This is a genomic window from Stenotrophomonas sp. NPDC077421, assembly GCF_049545505.1.
Lineage (GTDB): Bacteria > Pseudomonadota > Gammaproteobacteria > Xanthomonadales > Xanthomonadaceae > Stenotrophomonas > Stenotrophomonas nematodicola.
This window is the reverse complement of sequence record NZ_JBMWDP010000007.1, coordinates 41,104-62,041: the sequence shown is the minus strand read 5'-3', so window position 1 is coordinate 62,041 and position 20,938 is coordinate 41,104. Positions and strand designations below refer to the sequence as shown.

Below are 20,938 nucleotides of genomic sequence, written 5' to 3'. Positions count from 1 at the left end.
ATGAGGGTCAGGCGGCGAAGGGGTAGAGGGCGCACAGCAGGCTGCCGGCCATCAGCACCAGCGAGACCATCACGGCCCACTTGAGCGTGAACTTCTGGTGGTCGGCAAACTCGACCTTGGCCAGGCCCACCAGCAGATAGGTGGACGGCACCAGCGGACTGAGCAGGTGCACCGGCTGGCCGGCGAGCGAGGCGCGCGCCATTTCCACCGGGGTGATGCCGTAGTTGCCGGCGGCCTCGGAAAGGATCGGCAGCACGCCGAAATAGAACGCGTCGTTGGACATGAAGAAGGTGAACGGCATCGATGCCAGCGCGGTGATCACCGCCAGGTACGGACCCCAGGCATCCGGGATGACCGCCAGGAAGCTGTGCGACATCGCTTCGACCATGCCGGTGTTGTTGAGGATGCCGGTGAAGATGCCGGCGGCGAAGATCAGCGACACCACCGACAGCACGTTGCCGGCATGGTTGACCACGCGGCGGCGCTGCTCGGCCAGGTTCGGATAGTTGATCACCAGCGCGATGGCGAAGCCGACCATGAACAGCACCGGCATCGGCAGCACGCCCAGCACCAGCGCGGTCATCAGCGCCAGGGTCAGCCCCAGATTCACCCACAGCAGTTTGGGGCGCTTGGTGTCTTCGGCGTCGTCCAGAGTGGGCAGGGCGCCATCGTCGGAAACGCTGGCGTCCATCCACGAGCCGCCCGTAGGCAGGCTGACCACGCCGAGCCGGCGGCGCTCCTTCAGGCCCAGGTACCAGGCCAGCAGCAGCACCGACGCGCACGCCAGCACCATCGCCGGGATCAGCGGCACGAACACATCGGCCGGGTCCACGTGCAGCGCGGTGGCGGCACGCGCGGTAGGGCCGCCCCACGGGGTCAGGTTCATCACGCCACCGGCGAGGATGGTCACGCAGGTCATGTTCAACGCGTTCATGCCCAGCCGCTGGTACAGCGGCAGCATTGCCGAGACGGTGATCATGTAGGTGGTGGAGCCATCGCCATCCAGCGAGATCAGCATCGCCAGCGCGGCGGTGCCCAGCACGATCTTCATCGGATCGCCCTTGACCATGCGCAGGATCACCCGCACCAGCGGGTCGAACAGCCCGGCATCGATCATCACCCCGAAGTACAGGATGGCGAACATCAACATCACGCCGGTGGGCGCGATCTTCTTGATGCCTTCCAGCATCATCTCGTCGATGCCCGCGCCGAAGCCGCCGATGATGGCGAACACGATCGGGATGGTGATCAGGGCGACCAGCGGCGACAGTCGTTTGCTCATGATCAGATACATGAACGTAATGACCATGCCAAAGCCGAGGATGCTCAGCATCATCTGCGGACTCCTTGCAACGTGGGGGTGGGGTTAGAAATCGAACTGCAGGCGGCCGGTCACCGCGCGGGTGCGGTCCACGGTGGCGTCGGCGAGGCGGTCACGGTTGCGGCTTTCGATCAGGTTGAGCATGAAGCGCAGGTTCGGGCGCATGTACCAGTTGCCGCCGAGCGTCCAGGCGTCGGTACGCGCATCGATCAGGTCCGGCTGGCCGATCAGGTGCTGGTCGCCGCGCATCTGGTCGTAGCGCAGCGCCAGCTCGAAGGCACCTGCCTTGTGGCGCAGGTCCTTGACCCGTGCGAAGCGACCGGTCTTGCGGTCATACGCCCGCGATTCGCCGGTGACGAACCAGCTCACCAGGCCATAGCCGGCCATCACCTTGGCGCGCTGGCTGCCATCGTCGAAGGTGGCGCCGCTGAATTCGCCCTGCCAGGACAGCGGCCCGCGCACCTGCGCATACTCCATCGACCACTTGTTGACGTCGGTATCTCGGCCGGCCGAGAAGTCGACCAGCGTCAGCCGGCTGTTGTCGGACAGGTGGCCGGCCGGGCGCGGACGGATCTTCAGCCCGGGCACGCCGTTCGCGCCGGGGTTGTCATAGCGCTCGTGGGCCAGCGACAGGCCCAGGTGCAATACGTCGCCGGCGGTGGCGCCGGGCGCCCACGTGACCCGGCCGCCGGCGGCGCGGCCCTTGACCTGCCAGGTATCGATGCTCTCCAGGCTGTAGGCGCTGGCGGCCCAGGTCATATCGCCTTTGGCGGCCTGCCAGGAAGCACCCAGCCGGTACAGCGGGGCCAAGGTGGTGCCGGCGTTGCCGCGCTCCAGGAAGGAGCCGTAATTGGAACTGGTGCGGTCATCCAGCGAGAAGAACTGCTTGAACTGGCCGACGGTCAGCTTGCCGCCGCTGAAGTCGCGGCTGACATAGACGTCCTTGGCCTCGACACGGTCACCGGAGAAATCCGCTTCCAGTTTGTAGTCCACAGCGAAGAAGCGACCGGACACGTCCATCCACGCGCGGCGGATTTCGGTGTCGTCCTTGTTCGGGGTGCCGCGGCTGTCGTTGTCGAAGTCGGCTAAGTCCAGGTGCAGGCGGCCGCCGACGCTGGCGGTGACGGGGCGGTCGTCGTCACTGCCGTCGGCGGCCCAACCGGGGGCGCCCAGCAACAGCAGGGTGCAGGCAACAGGCGCGCGCCAGCGCAGCGAATTCAGTTCCACGGACCCTCCCAGGTACACGTTGTCGATGGGGTGACGGCAAGCACATCGGCACGGGGCGATGCGAGCGCGCAGCCTAGTGCCGGGAAGCTGTCATCCACCTGTCAGCGGTTGCTGCACCGCAGCGCATCGCACGACGGCGGCCGTACGCGCTAGCATTCGCGCACCGTTCCCGATCCCGACCGATGCGCATCCTGCTGGTGGAAGACAACCCGGACCTGGCCGATGCGATCGTCCGTCGCATGCGCCGCAGCGGCCATGCCGTGGACTGGCAGAACGACGGGCTGGCTGCTGCCAGCGTGCTGCGCTACCAGCGTTTCGATCTGGTGGTGCTGGATATCGGCCTGCCCAAGCTGGACGGTCTGCGGGTGCTGGCGGGCATGCGCGAGCGCGGTGACAGCACCCCGGTGCTGATGCTCACCGCGCGCGACGGCATCGAAGACCGGGTGCAGGCGCTGGACGTAGGCGCCGACGACTACCTGGGCAAGCCGTTTGATTTCCGCGAGTTGGAGGCCCGCTGCCGTGTGCTGCTGCGCCGCGCGCGCGGCCAGGCCAGCGAGGTGGTGCAGGTCGGTGGCTTCCAGTTCGACAACGCCGCGCACCGGGTCAGCCTGGACGGACAGCCGATCGATCTGCCCAACCGCGAGTTCCGCCTGCTGGAGATCCTGATGGGGCGGCTGGGGCAGGTGGTGGGCAAGGACGAGATCGGCAACGGGCTGTTCGGCTTCGATGACGACGCCGGCCCCAACGCCATCGAGCTGTATGTGGGGCGCCTGCGCCGCAAGCTCGCCGGCGCGCCGCTGCGGATCGTGACCGTGCGCGGCAGCGGCTACCTGCTGGAAGTGGTGGGCCCCGGGACTGCGGAGCCGGACGATGGCCGCTGAGGCTGCCGCCACGCCACGCTCGATCCGGTACACCCTGTGGCTGTATCTGGGCGGGCTGATGGCGCTGTTCGCGGTGGCGCTGCTGTTCGGCGCGCGTGACTACGGCCAGCGCGCGGCCAACCGCTCCTACGATCACCTGCTGGTGTCCTCGGCGCTGTCGATCATCGATTCGGTGGCGCTGGTGGAGGCGCAATGGCAGGTCGATCTGCCGTACGCGGCGCTGGACCTGCTGGCGATGGCACCGGAGGACCGCGTGTTCTATCGGGTGTCCGATGCCCATGATCGCACCGTTACCGGCTACGACGATCTGCCGGCCCCGCCGCGCACGCCCAGCGACCGGCCACAGTTGTTCGATGCACCCTACAGCGGCGAGACGGTGCGCTTTGTGGTGGTGTCGCGGCGGGTGTCCTCGCCGTCGGCGCAGGGCGAGGTGCGCGTGCAGGTCGGGCAGACCCGCCGCGCCCGTGAAGTGCTGGCCCAGGACATGGTGACCCGCGCGCTGGTGGCGATCGTGGTGCTGTCGCTGATGTCGCTGGCACTGGTGGGCATCGGCGTGCACCGCGCACTGCGTCCGCTGGTGCGGGTGGAGCGTGAACTGGCCCGCCGCGAACCGTCCGACCTGCGGCCGCTGGATGCGGTGGTCCCGCGCGAAATGGACAGGATGGTGGGGGCGTTGAATCACTTCATGGGGCGGCTGTCGAGCAGCAACGAGACCCTGCGCGCCTTCATGGCCGAGGCTGCGCACCAGATGCGCACGCCGCTGGCCGCACTCCGCGCCCAGGCGCAGCTGGCGCTGGACGATGAAGACCCGGACGACATGCGGCGCAGCCTGCAGGCGATCGAGCGCAATGCCACCCACATGAGCCGGCTGCTCAACCAGCTGCTGAGCGACGCCAGCGTGATCCACCGCGCCAATCTGCAACGCTTCGCTGCGGTGGACCTGGCCGAGATCGTGCACCAGGCGCTGCACGAGGCGCTGCCGCAGGCGTTGCCCGCCCCGCGCGTGCAGCTGGCGGCAAGCCCGGCGCCGGCCTGGGTCAACGGCGACGCGCTGCTGCTGCGCGAAGCGATCAAGAACCTGATCGACAACGCGCTCAAGTACGGTGGCGACGGCCCGCTGCAGATCGCGCTCACCGAAGCCGCCGGGTTCTGCGTGCTGACCGTGGCCGACCACGGCCCGGGCATCGCCGCGGCCGATGCCGAGCGTGTGTTCGAGCGTTTCGCCCGCGGCGAGGGCGCGCCCGCAGGGGGCGCCGGCCTGGGGCTGGCCATCGTCAAGCGCGTGGTGGACAGCCACGGCGGACACATCGATCTGTCCAACCGCGTGGGCGGCGGTGGCCTCATCGCCACCATCCGCCTGCCGAGGATGCACCCATGACGCTGCGCTGCCTGCTGCTCCTGCTTTGCCTGGCCTGCGGTCCTGCCGTTGCCGCGCCGGGCGATGTCCAGCGCTTCCCCGCGCAGGGCGTGCCCACGGCCCACCTGCGCATCCACGGCTCGACCGACATTGAAGTGTTCGCCACCGTGATCGCCGATTACCAGCGGCTGCACCCGGGCACGGAGATCGTCTACGAAGACGTGATCACCCAGGACATGTATGCGCGCTACCTGCGCGACCGCACGGGGCCGGCCGCCCCGGACATGCTGATCAGTTCGGGCATGGACCTGCAGACCAAGCTGGTCAATGACGGCCACGCGCTGGCGCACCGCTCGCCGCAGACCGATGCGCTGCCCGGCTGGGCGCAATGGCGGCACGAGGCCTTCGGGATCAGCTACGAGCCCGTGGCGATCGTCTACAACACCCGCGCGCTGCCGGCGGCCCGGGTTCCGCGCACGCGCCGGCAGCTGCTGGAACTGCTGCGCGCGCCGGACGCGCCCCTGTTGCGCCGGGTCGGCACTTACGACGTGGAACGCAGCAGCGTGGGCTACCTGCTTGCCACCCAGGATGGGCAGCGCGGCAGCATGGCCGGCGCGCTGCTGGGCGCGCTGGGCGACAACCAGGTGCAGCTGGAAGAGCGCACCGGCGTGCTGCTGGACAAGGTCAGCCGGGGTGAACTGTCGCTCGTCTACAACGTGCTGGGCTCGTATGCGCAGGCGCGCATCGATGCGGGCGCGCCGCTGGGCATTGTCGAGCCGGAGGACTACACGCTGGTGGTGCTGCGCACGGCGGTGATTCCGCGCAGCGCACGCCACGCCGAAGAGGCGCGCCGCTTCCTCGATTACCTGCTCTCGCCGCGTGGGCAGCAGGTGCTGTCGCGCGAGGCGCGGTTGATGCCGATCCTGCCGGCGCAGGGGCAGCAGCGCGGGCGCTCGCCCGAGCGCAGCTACCGGCCGATCCAGCTGGGGCCGGGGCTGCTGGTGTACCTGGACGGGCTCAAGCGCCGCCAGTTCCTCGACGCCTGGCGTGGCAGCATGCTCCAGCAGGACCGGTAACGCCGGGCGCCACCGCAGTGCCGGCATGCGTCGCTGACCACCGCCGCGAACCGCCAACGTCACTACAATGACCGCATGAGTGCATTGACCGTCCTGATCGCCGACGACCACCCGCTGCTGCGCGCGGCGGTCGTTCATTCCCTGCGCCAGGCGCTGCCGCTGGCGCAGGTGATCGAAGTGGCCAGCGCCGCCACGCTGGAAGCCGCGCTGGACCAGCACCCGGAGATCGAACTGGTGCTGCTGGACCTCACCATGCCCGGCGCACGCGGGTTTTCCTCGCTGTTGCATGTACGCGGTGCGCACCCGGACATCCCGGTCGTGATCGTCTCCTCCAATGACCACCCGCGGGTGATCCGCCGTGCGCAGCAGTTCGGCGCGGCCGGTTTCATTCCCAAGTCGGCGCCCGCCGAGACCGTCGGCCAGGCCGTGTCGGCCGTGCTCGAGGGCGGTGTGTGGTTCCCGGCAATGGCCGCCGAACGTTCCGAATCCGATGCCCTGCTGGCCGCGCGTCTGGCCCAGCTCACGCCGCAGCAGTTCCGTGTGCTGCTGTGCCTGGCCGACGGCCTGCTCAACAAGCAGATCGCCTACGAACTCGGCCTGGCCGAGAACACCGTCAAGGTGCACGTCACCGCGATCCTGAAGAAACTCGAATGCCACAGCCGCACCCAGGCGGCCGTGCTCGTCAAAGCCCTGGAACCGGAAGGCAGCGCCACCGACCTGTAGCGCCGGCCTCTGGCCGGCTGCTTTCCGCTCCGCCACCGACAACTCTGCGCCGCGCGCGATGAGCCGGCTTCCGACCTCTTGAACCCCCGCGCTGCGCGCGATAGCCGACTGGACGTCGGCTCTACAAAGGCGGCGTCCGATACCCGAAGATGCGGTGTTGCGCGCGGCAGCCGGCGTCCGATACCCGTAGCGCCGGCCTCTGGCCGGCTGCTTTCCGCTACGCCACCGACAACCCTGCGCCGCGCGCGACAGGGCGGCTTCCGACCTTCAAACCCCCGCGCTTCGCGCGATAGCCGACTGGACGTCGGCTCTACAAAGGCGGCGTCCGATACCCGAACATCCGGTGTTGCGCGCGGCAGCCGGCGTCCGATACCCGTAGAGCCGGCCTCTGGCCGGCTGCTTTCCGCTACGCCACCGATAACCCTGCGCCGCGCGCGACAGGGCGGCTTCCGACCTTTAAACCCCCGCGCTGCGCGCGATAGCCGACTGGACGTCGGCTCTACAAAGGCGGCGTCCGATACCCGAACATCCGGTGTTGCGCGCGGCAGCCGGCCTCCGATCCCCGTAGAGCCGGCCTCTGGCCGGCTGCTTTCCGCTCCGCCACCGACAACCCTGCGCCGCGCGCGACAGGGCGGCTTCCGACCTTTAAACCCCCGCGCTGCGCGCGATAGCCGACTGGACGTCGGCTCTACAAAGGCGGCGTCCCATACCCGAACATCCGGTGTTGCGCGCGGCAGCCGGCGTCCGATACCCGTAGAGCCGGCCTCTGGCCGGCTGCTTTCCGCTCCGCCACCGACAACCCTGCGCCGCGCGCGACAGGGCGGCTTCCGACCTTTAAACCCCCGCGCTGCGCGCGATAGCCGACTGGACGTCGGCTCTACAAAGGCGGCGTCCCATACCCGAACATCCGGTGTTGCGCGCGGCAGCCGGCCTCCGATACCCGTAGAGCCGGCCTCTGGCCGGCTGCTTTCCGCTCCGCCACCGACAACTCTGCACCGCGCGCGATGGGCCGGCTTCCGACCCCTTGAACCCCCGCGCTTCGCGCGATAGCCGACTGGACGTCGGCTCTACAAAGGCGGCGTCCGATACCCGAACATCCGGCTTTGCGCGCGGCAGCCGGCGTCCGATACCCGTAGAGCCGGCCTCTGGCCGGCTGCTTTCCGCTCCGCCACCGATAACCCTGCGTCGCGCACGACAGGGCGGCTTCCGACCTTTAAACCCCCGCGCTTCGCGCGATAGCCGACTGGGCGTCGGCTCTACAAAAGCAATGGTTCTATCCGCGGTGGCGCACCAGCAGCTGCGTCATCAATGCGCGCAGCGCTGGCGGGCGGACCGGCTTGGCGAGGAACCCCCAGCCCTTGTCAGCGGCGCTGGCCCTGAGTGCCTCATCGCGCTCGGCGGTTACCAGGATCACCGGGGGACGGCTCTTCCAGCGCCCGGCAAGGTCTTCGTACAGTGCCGGGCCGGCGAAGTCGCCCATGCGTACGTCCAGCAGCACCAATTGCGGCACGCTGTCGGGCGTGGCTGCGTCCAGCGCAGCCTGCGGGCCGTCGGCGAGATCAACGCGGCAGCCCCATCGCTCCAGCAGCGTGCGGGTGGCGGTGCAGACGCGCGGGTCGTCGTCGATGCTCCAGACCCGGCAACCGCGCAGCGGGCTGTCGTCGCCGGGGTCGGGCGACGCTGGCGATGCTGCGGCGGACATCGCCGGTGCCACGTCGCTGGCCTCGCCAAGCGGTACCTCCACACTGAACACGCTGCCGCGTCCCAGCGTGGAGCGCAGCGCGATGCGATGGCCGAGCAGGCGCCCGATGCGCTCCACGATGGCCAGTCCCAGGCCCGCCCCGCGCTCCTGGTCCACGCCGTCATCCAACCGGCGGAATTCCTCGAAGATCTCGCCCTGCAGGCTCTCCGGAATGCCCGGGCCCTGGTCGTGCACCTCGATGCGCAGCTGGTCGCCCACCCTGCGGCACCCGAGCAGCACGCGGCCGCGCGGGGTATAGCGCAGCGCATTGGACAGGAAGTTCTGCAGGATGCGCCGCAGCAGCGCCTCATCGCTGACCACCACCGCGCGTGTATCCACCCAGCGCAGCTGCAGCCCGCGCGCGTCGGCGGCGATACCGAACTCGCGGGCCAGCGTTTCCAGCAGCGGCGACAGTGCGAACGGCTGCACGCGGGTCTGCAGCGTGCCCGATTCCAGCCGCGAAATGTCCAGCAGGCTGTTGAGGATGGCGTCCTGCGCAGCCAGTGCCGCATCGACATGCTCGCTCAGTGCGCGCGGATCGCCCTGCAGCTTGCCGCGCAGCACCGAGACGAACATGCGCGCTGCGTTGAGCGGCTGCAGCAGGTCGTGCACGGCCGAGGCCACAAAACGCGATTTATAGCGGTTGGCGCGCTCGGCCTCACGCCGCGCCTCGTCGAGATCGCGGGTGCGCTCGGCCACGCGATGCTCCAGCGCATCGGCGAGCGAGCGCAGCTCGCGCGCGGTGTTCTTGTAGCTGGTGATGTCCGCATAGCTGGTCACGAAGCCACCATCGGGCAGCGGATTGCCGCGGATCTCCAGCACGGTGCCGTCGTCCTTCTCGCTCTCGCGCATGTGCGGGCGGCCGCTGCGCAGATGGTTGAGGCGACGCTCGATTGCTTCTTCGATCGGCCCCGGGCCGAGCAGGCCGCGGCGTGCGTTGAAGCGGAAAATCTCTTCGATCGGCCGTCCCACCTGGATCAGGCCGGACGGAAACCGGAACAGCTCCAGATAGCGCGCATTCCATGCCACCAGCTTCTGTTCGTTGTCGATCACCACCACGCCCTGCGGCAGGTGCGCCAGGCTGCGGCTGAGACCACTGTCGGCCTGCTGGGCGGCCTGCAGCACCCCGTCCTGCGCGGTACGCAGCTCCTGTGCATGCTGCTTGAGCACGCTCTCCAGCTCGCGCCGGCTGCGCTGGCGATGCGCGGCCAGGCGCCGCCGCTGCTGCACGAACAGCACCAGGAAGCCCAGTGCCAGCCACGCCGCGCCACCGCCGATGGCGGCACTGCGCCCGGCGCTGGTGGCCGCGCCGGCATCGTGCAGCAGGTGCAGGTTCCACTGTTCTTCCGGCAGCGCCAGGGTCTGCCAGAGCATCTCGCCGGGGAGCACGGGGTCGAGCAGGCGCACCATCCGCCCGCCATCGTCCAGCACGCTGCCGGTGCGTGCGCGCAGTGGCTGCAGCGAGCGGTCGGCGTACTGGCGGCTGTCGAGCATCTCGCGCCGCTCGGCCGCGCCCAGCGGGCGCAGCAGGCGATAGCGCCACGCATCGCGGTTGGCCAGGAACACCACGTCGTGTTCGTCGCTGACCAGCACCACGTCGGGGCTGGACAGCCATTCCTGCTCCAGCGCCGCCAGTTCGATCTTGATCACCACCACGCCGATGCGACGACCGTTGTCCTCGATTGCCTGCGACAGGTAGTAGCCGGGTACGCCGGTGGTCATGCCGATGCCGTAGAAACGGCCGTGGCCGGTGGCCAGTGCCTGGCGGTAGTAGGGGCGGTAGCTGTAGTCCTCGCCCACGTTGCTGCTGGCCTGGTCCCAGTTGCTGGCGGCCACGGCCACGCCGTCGTGCCCGACCAGGGTCAGCGTGGAAGCGCGGGTGACCTGGTTGGCCTGCTGCAGCTTGAGGTTGAGGCGCTGCGCGCCGGCGGCATCCGGGCGTTGCAGCAGTGCGCGGCGCAGGTCCGGGTCCAGCGCAAGCACCTGCGGCAGGGTGCCGAAACGGTCGACGCGCTGCTGCAGGCCCTGGCCGTACAGTGCGAGCTGGCGCTGCACCTGGCCGCTTTCATCGTTCAGCGCACGCCGCCAGGCGTAGTGACCGGCCGCGGCCGCGCACAGCAACGTGCCGCCGATCATCAGCAGCAGGGTCAGCAACAGGGTGCGGTGGCGGCCGAGCCAGTACATGGCGGCAGTCTACGGTCGCAGGGCGGGCGCGGCGTGCACGTCCGCCCTGCGCAGGTCGATCAGAAGTGCATCTGTGCGCGCAGCTCGACGATCTCCGGCCGGGTGCGCACGCCGCGACGGCTGGCGTCGGCCTTCACGTAGTTGGCCTGGAACTTGAAGTGGCTGGTGAGGTACCAGTTGGCGCCCAGCGTCCAGTCGTGCTGGCGGCCACCGAAGACATCGGCGTCGTCCAGGTCCAGGCGGCTGTAGCGCGCCACCAGTTCGACCGCGCCGTAATTGTGGGCCGGCTTGATGTTGGCCACGGCGCCGGCACTGTACGGGCGGGATTCACCGGTGAGCACCCAGCTGGCCATCGCATACTGGCCGTGGCCGGTGTAGTCCGGCTTGCCCTCACGGGTAACGGTGGTCTGCAGGGCTTCGCCCTGCACCGAGAACGGGCCCCGGATCCAGATGCCTTCCAGGCCGGTGCGGCGGATCTGATCGGCGGTGGTCAGGGCGCCGGAGTCGACCAGGCGGATGTCGGTCAGGCCGGCTTCCGGGCGCGCGCGCAGGCGTGCGCTGGCCGCATGGTGCACGTCGCGGCCATCGCGGTAGCCGCGCGGGTTCTCCTGCGAATACGCCAGGCCCAGGTGGACCACGTCGCCAGCCGCCTTGAACGGGGTCCACACCGCGCGCACTGCCTGGGTGGTGCCGGGGTTGTCGCCCTGCAGGTCCTTGCCGCCGTAGGCGCCGGCCTGGAGCAGGTACTGCGGGCGTTCCAGCACCCATTCGGCACCGGTGCGGCGGCCTTCGTAGAACGCCTGCACGGGCAGAGCGGTCTCCAGGAAGCTGCCGGCGCGCGAGGAGGTGCCCGCATCCAGGCCAACCGGGGTCTTCATGTAGCCGACGCGGAAACGGCCGATGTCGCGGCCGATGAACGCCTTGCTCTCAACGCGCACGAACACGTCCAGCCAGGTATCGGCCTGGAAGTCGTAATAGACCATCGCGTCGTAGACGCCCTTCTTCTTCAGGGTGGCGCCGAACTCCTTGCGCCGCACCGCATCGGCATCCTCGATGCCGCTGCCGTTGGAGAAGTCGTTGAGGTCGTAGGCAATGTTCGCGGTGGCGGCCAGTTCGGTGCCGTCGCTGAAGGCCACTTTGGTCGGCCAGTTGTCCCAGTCCGCCGCAGTGGCGGCCACGGGCGCGGCGGTCAGGCAGGTCAGGGCGAGGAACAGGGGGGTCGGGCGCATGGGCATCGGCAATCTGAAAGGAATGGGGCAGAACAACAACGGCCGCAGACCGGAAAACTGTGGGGGAGGGCCCCGGCCGGTACGGCCACCCGTCGCCGTGGGGGCGCGGTGCCGGTGCAGTGTAGGCAGCGGCGGGAGCTGAACCGGGGGGCTAGTACCAATAGGTTATCTGCGTGGCGCGGACGGCGGCGTAAAAAGGCCACGCCCGATGCCGCCCGCTGCGGCCGGCCTCCTTCGTGATACAGCCGGAGCTTCCCATGCACGTTCCCACTTCCACGCCGCTCGCGGCCAAGCCGTTGCCGTTCTACCGCCAGCTGTACTTCCAGGTGGTGGTGGCGATCGTGCTGGGTGCCATCCTCGGCCACTACGAGCCGGCGTTTGCCGAATCGCTCAAGCCGCTCGGCGATGCCTTCATCAAGCTGGTCAAGATGATCATCGCCCCGGTGATCTTCCTGACCATCGTCACCGGCATCGCCGGCATGACCCACCTGCGTACCGTGGGCCGGGTGTTCGCCAAGTCGATGGCCTACTTCCTGTTCTTCTCCACCCTGGCGCTGGTGGTGGGCATGGTGGTGGCGCACGTGGTGCAGCCCGGTGCCGGCATGAACATCAACCCGGCCGACCTGGACCAGACCGCGGTCCACACCTACGTGGAGAAGTCGCACGAACTGACCCTGGTCGGGTTCGCGATGGACATCATTCCGTCCACCCTGGTCAGCGCCTTCGTCGAGGGCAACATCCTGCAGGTACTGTTCGTGGCCGTACTGTTCGGCATCGCGCTGGCCCTGACCGGCGAGAAGGGCCGCCCCGTACTGACCTTCCTGGAGGCGCTGACCGCCCCGGTGTTCCGCCTGGTCCATATCCTGATGAAGGCCGCCCCGATCGGCGCCTTTGGCGCGATCGCCTTCACCATCGGCAAGTACGGGGTCGGGTCGCTGGTCAACCTGGCCTGGCTGGTGGGCTCGTTCTACCTGACCGCCTTCCTGTTCGTGGCCGTGATCCTGGGCGTGGTCTGCCGCCTGTGCGGGTTCTCGGTGTTCAAGCTGGCCCGCTACCTGAAGGCCGAGCTGCTGCTGGTGCTGGGCACGTCTTCGTCGGAATCGGCACTGCCCTCGCTGATGGAGAAGATGGAGAAGGCCGGCTGCAGCAAGTCCGTGGTGGGCCTGGTGGTCCCGACCGGCTACTCGTTCAACCTGGACGGCACCAACATCTACATGACCCTGGCCGCGCTGTTCATTGCCCAGGCCACCAACACCGAACTGACCCTGGGCCACCAGATCGCCCTGCTGCTGGTGGCGATGCTCAGCTCCAAGGGCGCTGCCGGCGTCACCGGCGCCGGCTTCATCACCCTGGCCGCCACCCTGGCCGTGGTGCCGGAGGTGCCGGTGGCCGGCATGGCGCTGATTCTCGGCGTGGACCGTTTCATGAGCGAATGCCGCTCACTGACCAACTTCATCGGCAATGCCGTGGCCACTGTGGTGGTCTCGCGCTGGGAGAACGCGCTGGACCGCGACCGTCTGGCGATGGTGCTCGATGGCCGCGAGTCGGAGCTGCCGCCGCTGGTCGTGGACGACCTGCCGGCGCCGCTGCCGGCCGCGGCCCACTGAGCCCGGTGATCTGATTGTGTGGTGCATGGTCGTGTCGTTCCTGCCGGGGCGGCACGGCCATGTTTTGTTCCCAACGTCGGATGCGCGCTGTCATCTGCGCGCGGCAGGCTGGCCTGCATACGCCGGCGAACGGCCGCCGCGCTGCGCTGGATTATGTGCGGTTGCAGCATGACCGCGACAGCGTAGCGACAGGTCCGGCCACGCCAACGGGGGTATGATCCCCTGTTCCTCTCGCCCATTCATCTGCAGAAAGCGATGTCCAACGAAGATTTCAAACAGGCTGCCCTCGATTACCACCGCATGTCGCCGCCGGGCAAAATCCGCGTCGCAGCGACCAAGCCGATGCTGACCCAGCGTGATCTGTCGTTGGCGTACTCGCCGGGCGTGGCACACGCCTGCGAGGCCATCATGGCCGACCCGCAGCAGGCCAGCGAACTCACCGCCCGCGGCAACCTGGTCGCGGTGATCTCCAACGGCACCGCCGTGCTGGGCCTGGGCAACATCGGCCCGCTGGCCGGCAAGCCGGTGATGGAAGGCAAGGGCGTGCTCTTCCAGAAGTTCGCCGGCATCGATGTGTTCGACATCGAGATCGATGAGAACGACCCGGACAAGCTGGTTGACATCATTGCCTCGCTCGAGCCGACCTTCGGGGGCATCAACCTGGAAGACATCAAGGCCCCGGAGTGCTTCATCGTCGAGCGCAAGCTGCGCGAGCGGATGAACATCCCGGTGTTCCATGACGACCAGCACGGCACCGCGATCATCGTCGGCGCCGCAGTGCTCAACGCGATGGTCGTCACCGGCAAGAAGATCGAAGACGTGAAGCTGGCCACCACCGGCATGGGCGCGGCGGGTATTTCCTGCGTCAACATGCTGGTGTCGCTGGGTCTGAAGAAGGAGAACATCCTCGCCTTCGACCGCGACGGCGTGATCCACACCGGCCGCAGCGACCTGGACCCGGAGAAGGCGCGCTACGCGCGCGATACCGACAAGCGCACGCTGGCCGAGATCGTCGACGGTGCGGACATCTTCCTGGGCCTTTCGGCCCCGGGCATCCTGACCGCGGACATGGTCAGGACGATGGCCAAGGACCCGGTGATCTTCGCGCTGGCCAACCCGACCCCGGAAATCATGCCGGAAGTGGCCCGTTCGGTACGCCCGGACGCGATCATCGGCACCGGTCGTTCGGACTACCCGAACCAGATCAACAACGTGCTGTGCTTCCCGTACCTGTTCCGCGGGGCGCTGGACGTGGGCGCCACCGCGATCAACGAAGACATGAAGATCGCCTGCGTGCACGCGATCGCCGCGATGGCACGCCGCGAGGCCAGCGACCTGGGGTCGGCCTATGGCGATGAGACCCCGAGTTTCGGCCGCGACTACCTGATTCCGCGCCCGTTCGACCGCCGCCTGCTGGTCGAGCTGTCGGCCGCCGTGGCACAGGCCGCGATGGATTCGGGCGTGGCGACCCGTCCGGTGGCCGACATGGGCGCCTACCGCGAGAAGCTGGCCCAGTTCGTCTACCGCACCAGCCTGATGATGAAGCCGGTGTACGACCGCGCGCGTTCGGACAAGCAGCGCGTGGTGTATGCCGAGGGCGAAGAGGAAGTGGTGCTGCGTGCGGTGCAGAACGTGGTCGACGAAGGCCTGGCGCAGCCGATCCTGATCGGCCGCCCCGACGTGATCGAATCGCGCATCGAGCGCATGGGCCTGCGCATGAAGGCTGGTGTCGACTTTGACATCACCAACATCAACGACGACCCGCGCTTCAACGATTACTGGCAGTACTACCACAACCTCACCGGCCGTCGCGGTGTGACCGTGGCGGCCGCCAAGAACCTGATGCGGTCGCGCCCGACGCTGATCGCGGCGGTGATGGTCGCGCGCGGCGAAGCCGACGCGATGCTGACCGGCGTGGTCGGCCGCTTCCACAAGAAGCTGGGCTATGTGCGCAGCGTGCTGCCGCTGGAGTCGAAGGTGACCTCGACCTCGGCCATGACCGGTGTGATCAACCAGCAGGGCGTGTTCTTCTTCGTGGACACCCACGTGCAGGAGGATCCGACCGCCGAGCAGATCTGCGAAGCGACCCTGCAGGCGGCCTACCGCATGAAGCTGTTCGGGATCGAACCGAAGGTGGCGCTGCTGTCGCACTCCAACTTCGGCAGCCACGATTCCAGGGATGCGCTGAAGATGCGCACCGTGCGTTCGCTGCTGCTCAAGCGCAATCCGCGCCTGAACGTGGATGGCGAAATGCAGGGCGATACCGCGTGGGACGAGGCGCTGCGCCACAAGCTGCTGCCGGACAGCACGCTGAAGGGCCGTGCCAACCTGTTCGTGCTGCCCAACCTGGAGGCGGCCAACATCGCCTACAACCTGGTGCGCGTGTTCACCGATGGCGTGGCGATCGGCCCGATCCTGATGGGCGTGGCCAAGCCGGTGCACATCCTGACCACCAGCGCGACCTCGCGCCGTGTGCTCAACATGACCGCCATCGCGGCTGTGGATGCGCAGATCCGCAAGCAGCTTGAGGCGGAGAAGAACGCGTAAGGCGTTCTTCCCACGACCGGTTGCCAGCGCGCGCCCTTCGGGGCGCGTTCTGGTTTCGCGCAGTGCCTCTGCCATACGCGCGCCGCACAGGCGTCACCCGCCTGCAACCTCCCAAGGGCCCAATACCCCCACGCGGCCCGGCCGTGGGGACGGTCCACGCGGCCGCCCCCACCCTGGGCCCGACCAGATCATCATTGGCCAGCCTGCGGAGCGGCGTCATGCGTCATCGAGAAACCAAGCGGTACTTCAAACAGCTGTTCGCGCTGTACGCCGGCCTGGTCGGCGCACGCTGACCAGGCAGGGCCGGCCGTTGGTCGGCGGCCCTCCGCACTGCCACCGATACCCTGGCGCGCGGATGCGCCCCGTCGACCGGCGGTGGGCGATGCCATCCCGGCCTCATCTGTCGATCCGGGCGTACTGCGCCCACAGCGCAGGCAACGCCAGGCCGGTCTGCTGCTCCCACAGGGCCGGTGTATACCGCCCGTCGCGCAATGCGCCGTCCAAGGCCTTCACCAGGCCCGGGTGTCGCGCCTCGCCCCACTTCAGAAACGCGCCGGTCACCCGGTAGCCGGTCTCGACGTTCTGCCCATCCTTCACCGTCGTCGGCAGCGCCCAGCCGGCGGCGGCATTGTCGCTGCCATAGCGGTCGCGCGCGTAGTCGGCGATGCCCTCCACCAGCCAGCCCGGCACGCGTTCGTTGGCGTACTCCGGATAGCCCTGCGCGATGTGCATCGCCTCATGCGTGACCAGGTCGATGTCGTCGGGGTGTTTGGCCAGCCAGGCCGGGTTGATGGTGATGGTGGCCGCCTTTTCCTTCTCGCCAACGTACGCGATGCCGTCGTAGCCCGGATCGATCACGATGCGCACCTGCGCCGGTGCGCCGGGATGGAAGTCGGCCCGTTCGCGCACGTAGGCCGCGAAGAACGTCTCGATGATGCGTGACCGCACCGGGGCGGCCAGCGCATCTGATGGATCGCTGTAGGTCAGGGTCACACCCTCCCGGTGCTCGGTGGCGTCGAACGCGGCCGCATCGAACGCCCCCAGCGCCCCCAGCAGCAGGGTCGTGCCGGCCGCGTGCTTCAGAAAACCGGTCATGCCCATGCTCAGTGCTCCCCCATCGGTGCCAGAAGCTCGACCTCGGCCAGCTGCATCCGTCCCGGCGCGGCGATGCGCAGGCGGTACTCGGCGTAGCGGCCGGGTCTGCCGATGGCGAACGGCCGGGTCTGCTGCGCCCAGTCGAAGGCTTCGCCGCGTCGCTCGTCCAGCGTGGTCCAGCGGCCGCCGCTGCGACGCGCTTCCAGCGTCCATGCGCCGCCGCGGACCGGGCCGGTGCCGCTGGTCAGCGTGTACATCGTGGCAGCGCCATCGGCCAGCCCGGTGAGCACGATCGTCCCGGTGCCCACCGGCACGGTGGTGGCGGCATCGTCATCGATCAGGGCCGGCAATGCCGCGCCATCGGCGGTCTGCGCCTGTGCGCCGGCGCCCAGCAGGTCATGCAGCAGGGCAGGGCGCTGGCCACGCGCGGTGAGCGAGCGCGGCGCGTCGTCCGGGCCGGTTCCCCATGTCGACGGCGCCGGGCCCATCACGAAGTCGAGGGTGGCCCCCTTGGCGATCACCTCGTGCGGCACCCAGGTCTTCGTCCACGGCCGACCGTTGATCTTCAGTGACTGCACGTACACGTTGTCGCGCGAATTCTCCGGCGCGTTCACGGTCAGCACCGCGCCGCCCTGCAGCGTCACCTTGGCGTGGCGGAACAGGGGCGAACCGATCACGTACTCCGGCGCGCCCATGCGCAGCGGGTACAGACCCAGCGAGGCCAGCACGTACCACGCCGAGGTTTCACCGTTGTCCTCGTCGCCCGGGTAGCCCTGGCCGATCTCGCTGCCCACGTACAGCCGCGACAGGATCTCGCGCACGTGCTTCTGGGTTTTCCACGGCTGTCCGGCGTACAGGTACATCCACGGAATGTGGTGCGCCGGCTGGTTGCTGTGTGCGTACATGCCCATGCGCACATCGCGCGCCTCGGTCATTTCGTGGATGGTCCCGCCGTAGGAGCCGGCGAAGGCCGGGTCGGCGGTTTCGGGGGTGGCGAAGAAGGCATCCAGTTTGGCGGCGAGCCCGTCGCGTCCGCCGTACAGCGCGGCCAGGCCCTCGCCGTCGTGCGCGGCGGTGAAGGCGAAGGTCCAGCCATTGGATTCGGTGTAGTCGTGGCCCCACACGCGCGGGTCGTAGTCCTTGGCGTCCACGCGCCACGCACCGTCGGCGCTGCGGCCCTGGAAGAAGCCCGCCGCCGGATCGAACAGGGTGGCGTAGGTGCCGGCCCGGTGGCGGAAGTAGTCGGCTTCGGTGGCGTAGCGTTCGCGCGCGGCAGCGCTGCCCGCGCGACGGGACAGTGCCTCGGCCATGTTGGCGATGCCGAAGTCGTTGAGCGCCCCTTCCATCGTCCACGACATGCCCTCGTGCACGTCGGCACTGGCATAGCCGCGGAACGTGGAGCGGTCCATGCCCTTGCGGCCGACATGGCGGTCCGGTGGCACCACGGTGGCGTTCTTCAACGCAGCCGCGTAGGCCTCTTCGGGATCGAAGCCACCGATGCCCTTCAGCCACGCATCGGCAAACGCCACGTCCGAACTGGTGCCCACCATCAGGTCGGCATAGCCGGGCGAAGACCAGCGCGCGACCCAGCCGCCGGCGCGGTACTGCTCCAGGAAGCCCTGCACCAGCGCACCGGCATCGTCGGGGGTGAACAGCGCGTACGCCGGCCAGGTGGTGCGGAAGGTGTCCCAGAAGCCGTTGTTGACGTACACCTTGCCGTCGCGCACCGGCGCGAAGCTGCGCACAGCGCTGCCGTCGGTGTTGTCGTCGGCGGCGCTGGCCTGGCTGGCATAGCGCCAGTCCGGCGCGGCGGCAGTGCCGGCGTTTTCATGCCCCGAGTTGGGGTACAGATACAGACGATAGAGGCTGGAATACAGCGTGGTCTTCTGGTCGTCGCTGGCATCGCCGATGTCGAAGGGTGCCAGGCGCGCGTCCCAGGCGTCCTGCGCGCGCGCGGCCACCCGCTCCAGGTCATCGTCGGCGGCCAGCTCCAGCGCAAGATTGTGGCGCGCCTGGTCCAGCGAGATCAGCGAGGTGGCGATGCGCATGGTGACGCGCCGGTCGTGGTCGACGTCGAACTTGATGTAGCCGGTGGGGCGCCCGGTCTCGATGCGGCCGCTGCTGCGCCACGGGCGGTCGAAGCGGGCCACCACGTACATGCGGGTGGCACCGTTGGACAGCCCGCTGCGCGTGTCGGTGTAGCCGGACAGGGTCTGGCTGGCGGCGTCCAGCGTCAGACCGCCACGCGCGTCGACATTGTCGAACAGCAGGTTGGCATCGCCCTCGGCCGGGAACTCGAAGCGGAACAGCGCGGCATGGTCGGTCGGCGCGATCGCAGCGGACAGGCCGTTGTCGAAACGCACGTCGTACCGGTACGGCCGCGCGCGCTCGTTGTCGTGGGAGAAGGTCAGCGCCCGTTTGGCGCGGTCGGCGACGGGCACGCCACGCGCGATGGAGGGCATCACCTGGAAGGTCTGGCGGTCGCCCATCCACGGGCTGGGCTGATGGCTCAGGGCCAGCGCCTGCAACTGCGGGCGGTTGGACGCATCGTTCTGCTCGTTCCAGCGGTACAGCCAGTTCAACGCGCCGGCGTCGGTCACCGGGGTCCAGAAGTTGAAGCCGTGCGGTACCGCCGTGGCCGGGAAATTGTTGCCGCGCGAGAACGTGCCGTTGGCCTGCGTCCCGCGGGTGGTCAGCACCCAGTCCGACGGTCGCTGCGGCACTGTGCGCGGCTGCGCGTCCAGCACGATGTCATCGATCCAGCCCGACACCGGCGCGCCGTCCGCGGCGGCCACCTCCAGCTCCAGCGCCACCACGCGGCGCCCGCGCAATCCGGCCACATCGCCCAGCCGGACCGCCTTGCGCGCCCACTGCTGCGGATACAGGGTCTTCGAGTCGCCCTGCGCGCGGGCGCCCAGCGCCACGCCATGCTGGTCGCGTGCGACGCTCGCCGAGACGCGTTGGCCATTGTCCAGCACCAGATCCAACGACACATACGTGGAGGCGACGGTGTCCTTGGCGACGATTTCCGGCAGCACCAGCCACGACAGCGTGGTATCGGCATCGATGGTCAGGTCGGTGGCGAACAGCCGCGTGCGTGCGGTACCGCCCGCACTGGTGTAGTGCAGCGCCCGCAGGCCGCTGTAGCCCACCCCGGCCTTGGCCGCGTACGGCGCGCGTGGTCCGTTGCCCACCACAACCCGCAGCGTGCCCGCAGCGGCAGTGGCCGTCGGCGACGGCTGCCCGGCTTCGAACGAGGTCTGCAGGCCCTGGCCGGCGGCGGGGAACGCCGCAGCGGCGCAGGCCACGGCGAGGGCCAGGGGGAGGAGGGCGTGGCGGGGGGCGGACAGGGTCATGCAAGGGTCTCCCGAAAGGGCAGGCGGCAGGCAGGGCCCGCATCGGCGACCACGGCAGACAGCATCGCACCGGCCGCCACGGGGGCGGCCGAAGAGGCGATGCATGTCCGGCGGGGGACGGGCCATGCGATCGGGTGGTGGATCGGAACCGGTCCGATGCTGCAACAGGCGGACCCACCCTGACAAGTGAAATTAGTTCGATCTAAATCCGGATTTCGGCTGGAATCGGTGCCTGGTTGACAGTCGATTTGGATCGATTTAAAAAGGTCGGTCGGATGGGTCGGGCCGACATCACCGCCGCGTCACCGGCAGCGGCCCCGCGGCGCTCCAGGTGCTAGAATCGCGGGCCTCGCAATTCCTTTGTGTGTCCACGCCATGAGCCATACCGCCACCGCGCCCGCCAACGCCGAGAAGCGTTACACCGTGCACCGCAGCGACCTGCCGCTGAGCTGCCCGACGCCGGAAATGGCCCTGTGGAACTCGCACCCGCGCGTGTACCTGCCGATCGAAGACGAGCCCAAGGGCGAGGCCGCGTGCCCGTACTGCGGCTCGGTGTTCGTGCTCGCCGACTGACCGGCGCCAGCATCCGTGCGC

At 68.8% G+C, this 20,938-nt stretch carries 13 protein-coding genes; 7 read left to right on the top strand and 6 right to left on the bottom strand.

Translation table 11 applies throughout. The features are described from left to right. Positions 1 to 7: 7 nt before the first annotated feature. On the bottom strand, positions 8 to 1,333 hold the full coding sequence (locus ACPEH1_RS05520; RefSeq protein ID WP_026070985.1) for a CitMHS family transporter: 1,326 nt from the start codon (positions 1,331 to 1,333) through the stop codon (positions 8 to 10). 33 nt (positions 1,334 to 1,366) lie between these two features. After that, on the bottom strand, positions 1,367 to 2,548 hold the full coding sequence (locus ACPEH1_RS05515) for an OprO/OprP family phosphate-selective porin (protein ID WP_423715399.1): 1,182 nt from the start codon (positions 2,546 to 2,548) through the stop codon (positions 1,367 to 1,369). Positions 2,549 to 2,730: 182 nt separating this feature from the next. Here ACPEH1_RS05515 and ACPEH1_RS05510 point away from each other — a divergent pair, with 182 nt between their 5' ends. The 4 genes from ACPEH1_RS05510 to ACPEH1_RS05495 all read left to right on the top strand — a co-directional run bounded on the left by ACPEH1_RS05510 (position 2,731) and on the right by ACPEH1_RS05495 (position 6,585). Continuing rightward, on the top strand, positions 2,731 to 3,429 hold the full coding sequence (locus ACPEH1_RS05510) for a response regulator transcription factor (RefSeq protein ID WP_312707942.1): 699 nt from the start codon (positions 2,731 to 2,733) through the stop codon (positions 3,427 to 3,429). Continuing rightward, entirely contained in the window at positions 3,419 to 4,807 is a 1,389-nt protein-coding gene (locus ACPEH1_RS05505) for a sensor histidine kinase N-terminal domain-containing protein (RefSeq protein ID WP_423715398.1), read from the top strand. The genes ACPEH1_RS05510 and ACPEH1_RS05505 overlap by 11 nt, the downstream gene beginning before the upstream one ends. Next, on the top strand, positions 4,804 to 5,862 hold the full coding sequence (locus tag ACPEH1_RS05500) for an ABC transporter substrate-binding protein (protein WP_017357357.1): 1,059 nt from the start codon (positions 4,804 to 4,806) through the stop codon (positions 5,860 to 5,862). The genes ACPEH1_RS05505 and ACPEH1_RS05500 overlap by 4 nt, the downstream gene beginning before the upstream one ends. Positions 5,863 to 5,937: 75 nt before the next feature. Further along, complete coding sequence (locus ACPEH1_RS05495; protein WP_017357358.1) at positions 5,938 to 6,585, top strand: LuxR C-terminal-related transcriptional regulator; 648 nt, start codon at positions 5,938 to 5,940, stop codon at positions 6,583 to 6,585. A gap of 1,273 nt (positions 6,586 to 7,858) precedes the next feature. On the opposite strand, the gene ACPEH1_RS05490 is transcribed toward ACPEH1_RS05495, so the two are convergent. Both ACPEH1_RS05490 and ACPEH1_RS05485 read right to left on the bottom strand, forming a co-directional pair. Next, entirely contained in the window at positions 7,859 to 10,510 is a 2,652-nt protein-coding gene (locus ACPEH1_RS05490; protein WP_423715397.1) for a hybrid sensor histidine kinase/response regulator, read from the bottom strand. Positions 10,511 to 10,569: 59 nt separating this feature from the next. Next, complete coding sequence (locus ACPEH1_RS05485) at positions 10,570 to 11,739, bottom strand: OprO/OprP family phosphate-selective porin (protein ID WP_017357311.1); 1,170 nt, start codon at positions 11,737 to 11,739, stop codon at positions 10,570 to 10,572. 257 nt (positions 11,740 to 11,996) lie between these two features. Between ACPEH1_RS05485 and ACPEH1_RS05480 the strand changes: the two genes are divergently transcribed. Together ACPEH1_RS05480 and ACPEH1_RS05475 are read left to right on the top strand one after the other, a co-directional pair. Next, on the top strand, positions 11,997 to 13,346 hold the full coding sequence (locus ACPEH1_RS05480; RefSeq protein ID WP_017357310.1) for a dicarboxylate/amino acid:cation symporter: 1,350 nt from the start codon (positions 11,997 to 11,999) through the stop codon (positions 13,344 to 13,346). A gap of 255 nt (positions 13,347 to 13,601) precedes the next feature. Beyond that, positions 13,602 to 15,893: an NADP-dependent malic enzyme gene (locus ACPEH1_RS05475; RefSeq protein WP_136002927.1), complete on the top strand. Its 2,292-nt coding sequence runs from the start codon at positions 13,602 to 13,604 to the stop codon at positions 15,891 to 15,893. A 396-nt stretch (positions 15,894 to 16,289) separates the two neighbouring features. Here ACPEH1_RS05475 and ACPEH1_RS05470 read toward each other — a convergent pair whose 3' ends face one another. Together ACPEH1_RS05470 and ACPEH1_RS05465 are read right to left on the bottom strand one after the other, a co-directional pair. Further along, on the bottom strand, positions 16,290 to 16,994 hold the full coding sequence (locus ACPEH1_RS05470) for a basic secretory protein-like protein (RefSeq protein ID WP_313243374.1): 705 nt from the start codon (positions 16,992 to 16,994) through the stop codon (positions 16,290 to 16,292). Between the two features lie 2 nt (positions 16,995 to 16,996). Continuing rightward, positions 16,997 to 20,344, bottom strand: a complete 3,348-nt coding sequence (locus tag ACPEH1_RS05465; RefSeq protein WP_423715395.1) for a GH92 family glycosyl hydrolase — start codon at positions 20,342 to 20,344, stop codon at positions 16,997 to 16,999. A gap of 375 nt (positions 20,345 to 20,719) precedes the next feature. Between ACPEH1_RS05465 and ACPEH1_RS05460 the strand changes: the two genes are divergently transcribed. Further along, positions 20,720 to 20,917 carry a zinc-finger domain-containing protein gene (locus tag ACPEH1_RS05460; RefSeq protein WP_136002930.1) on the top strand — a complete coding sequence of 66 codons (198 nt, stop codon included), beginning with the start codon at positions 20,720 to 20,722 and terminating at the stop codon, positions 20,915 to 20,917. Positions 20,918 to 20,938: the final 21 nt, after the last annotated feature.

Bases quoted from the DNA above. Each gene is read 5' to 3' on its own strand.
- ACPEH1_RS05475 (WP_136002927.1), top strand. From the start codon at position 13,602: ATGTCCAACGAAGATTTCAAACAGGCTGCCCTCGATTACCACCGCATG.
- ACPEH1_RS05480 (WP_017357310.1), top strand. From the start codon at position 11,997: ATGCACGTTCCCACTTCCACGCCGCTCGCGGCCAAGCCGTTGCCGTTC.
- ACPEH1_RS05460 (WP_136002930.1), top strand. From the start codon at position 20,720: ATGAGCCATACCGCCACCGCGCCCGCCAACGCCGAGAAGCGTTACACC.
- ACPEH1_RS05510 (WP_312707942.1), top strand. From the start codon at position 2,731: ATGCGCATCCTGCTGGTGGAAGACAACCCGGACCTGGCCGATGCGATC.
- ACPEH1_RS05465 (WP_423715395.1), bottom strand. From the start codon at position 20,344: ATGACCCTGTCCGCCCCCCGCCACGCCCTCCTCCCCCTGGCCCTCGCC.
- ACPEH1_RS05505 (WP_423715398.1), top strand. From the start codon at position 3,419: ATGGCCGCTGAGGCTGCCGCCACGCCACGCTCGATCCGGTACACCCTG.
- ACPEH1_RS05520 (WP_026070985.1), bottom strand. From the start codon at position 1,333: ATGCTGAGCATCCTCGGCTTTGGCATGGTCATTACGTTCATGTATCTG.
- ACPEH1_RS05500 (WP_017357357.1), top strand. From the start codon at position 4,804: ATGACGCTGCGCTGCCTGCTGCTCCTGCTTTGCCTGGCCTGCGGTCCT.
- ACPEH1_RS05495 (WP_017357358.1), top strand. From the start codon at position 5,938: ATGAGTGCATTGACCGTCCTGATCGCCGACGACCACCCGCTGCTGCGC.
- ACPEH1_RS05490 (WP_423715397.1), bottom strand. From the start codon at position 10,510: ATGTACTGGCTCGGCCGCCACCGCACCCTGTTGCTGACCCTGCTGCTG.
- ACPEH1_RS05470 (WP_313243374.1), bottom strand. From the start codon at position 16,994: ATGGGCATGACCGGTTTTCTGAAGCACGCGGCCGGCACGACCCTGCTG.
- ACPEH1_RS05485 (WP_017357311.1), bottom strand. From the start codon at position 11,739: ATGCGCCCGACCCCCCTGTTCCTCGCCCTGACCTGCCTGACCGCCGCG.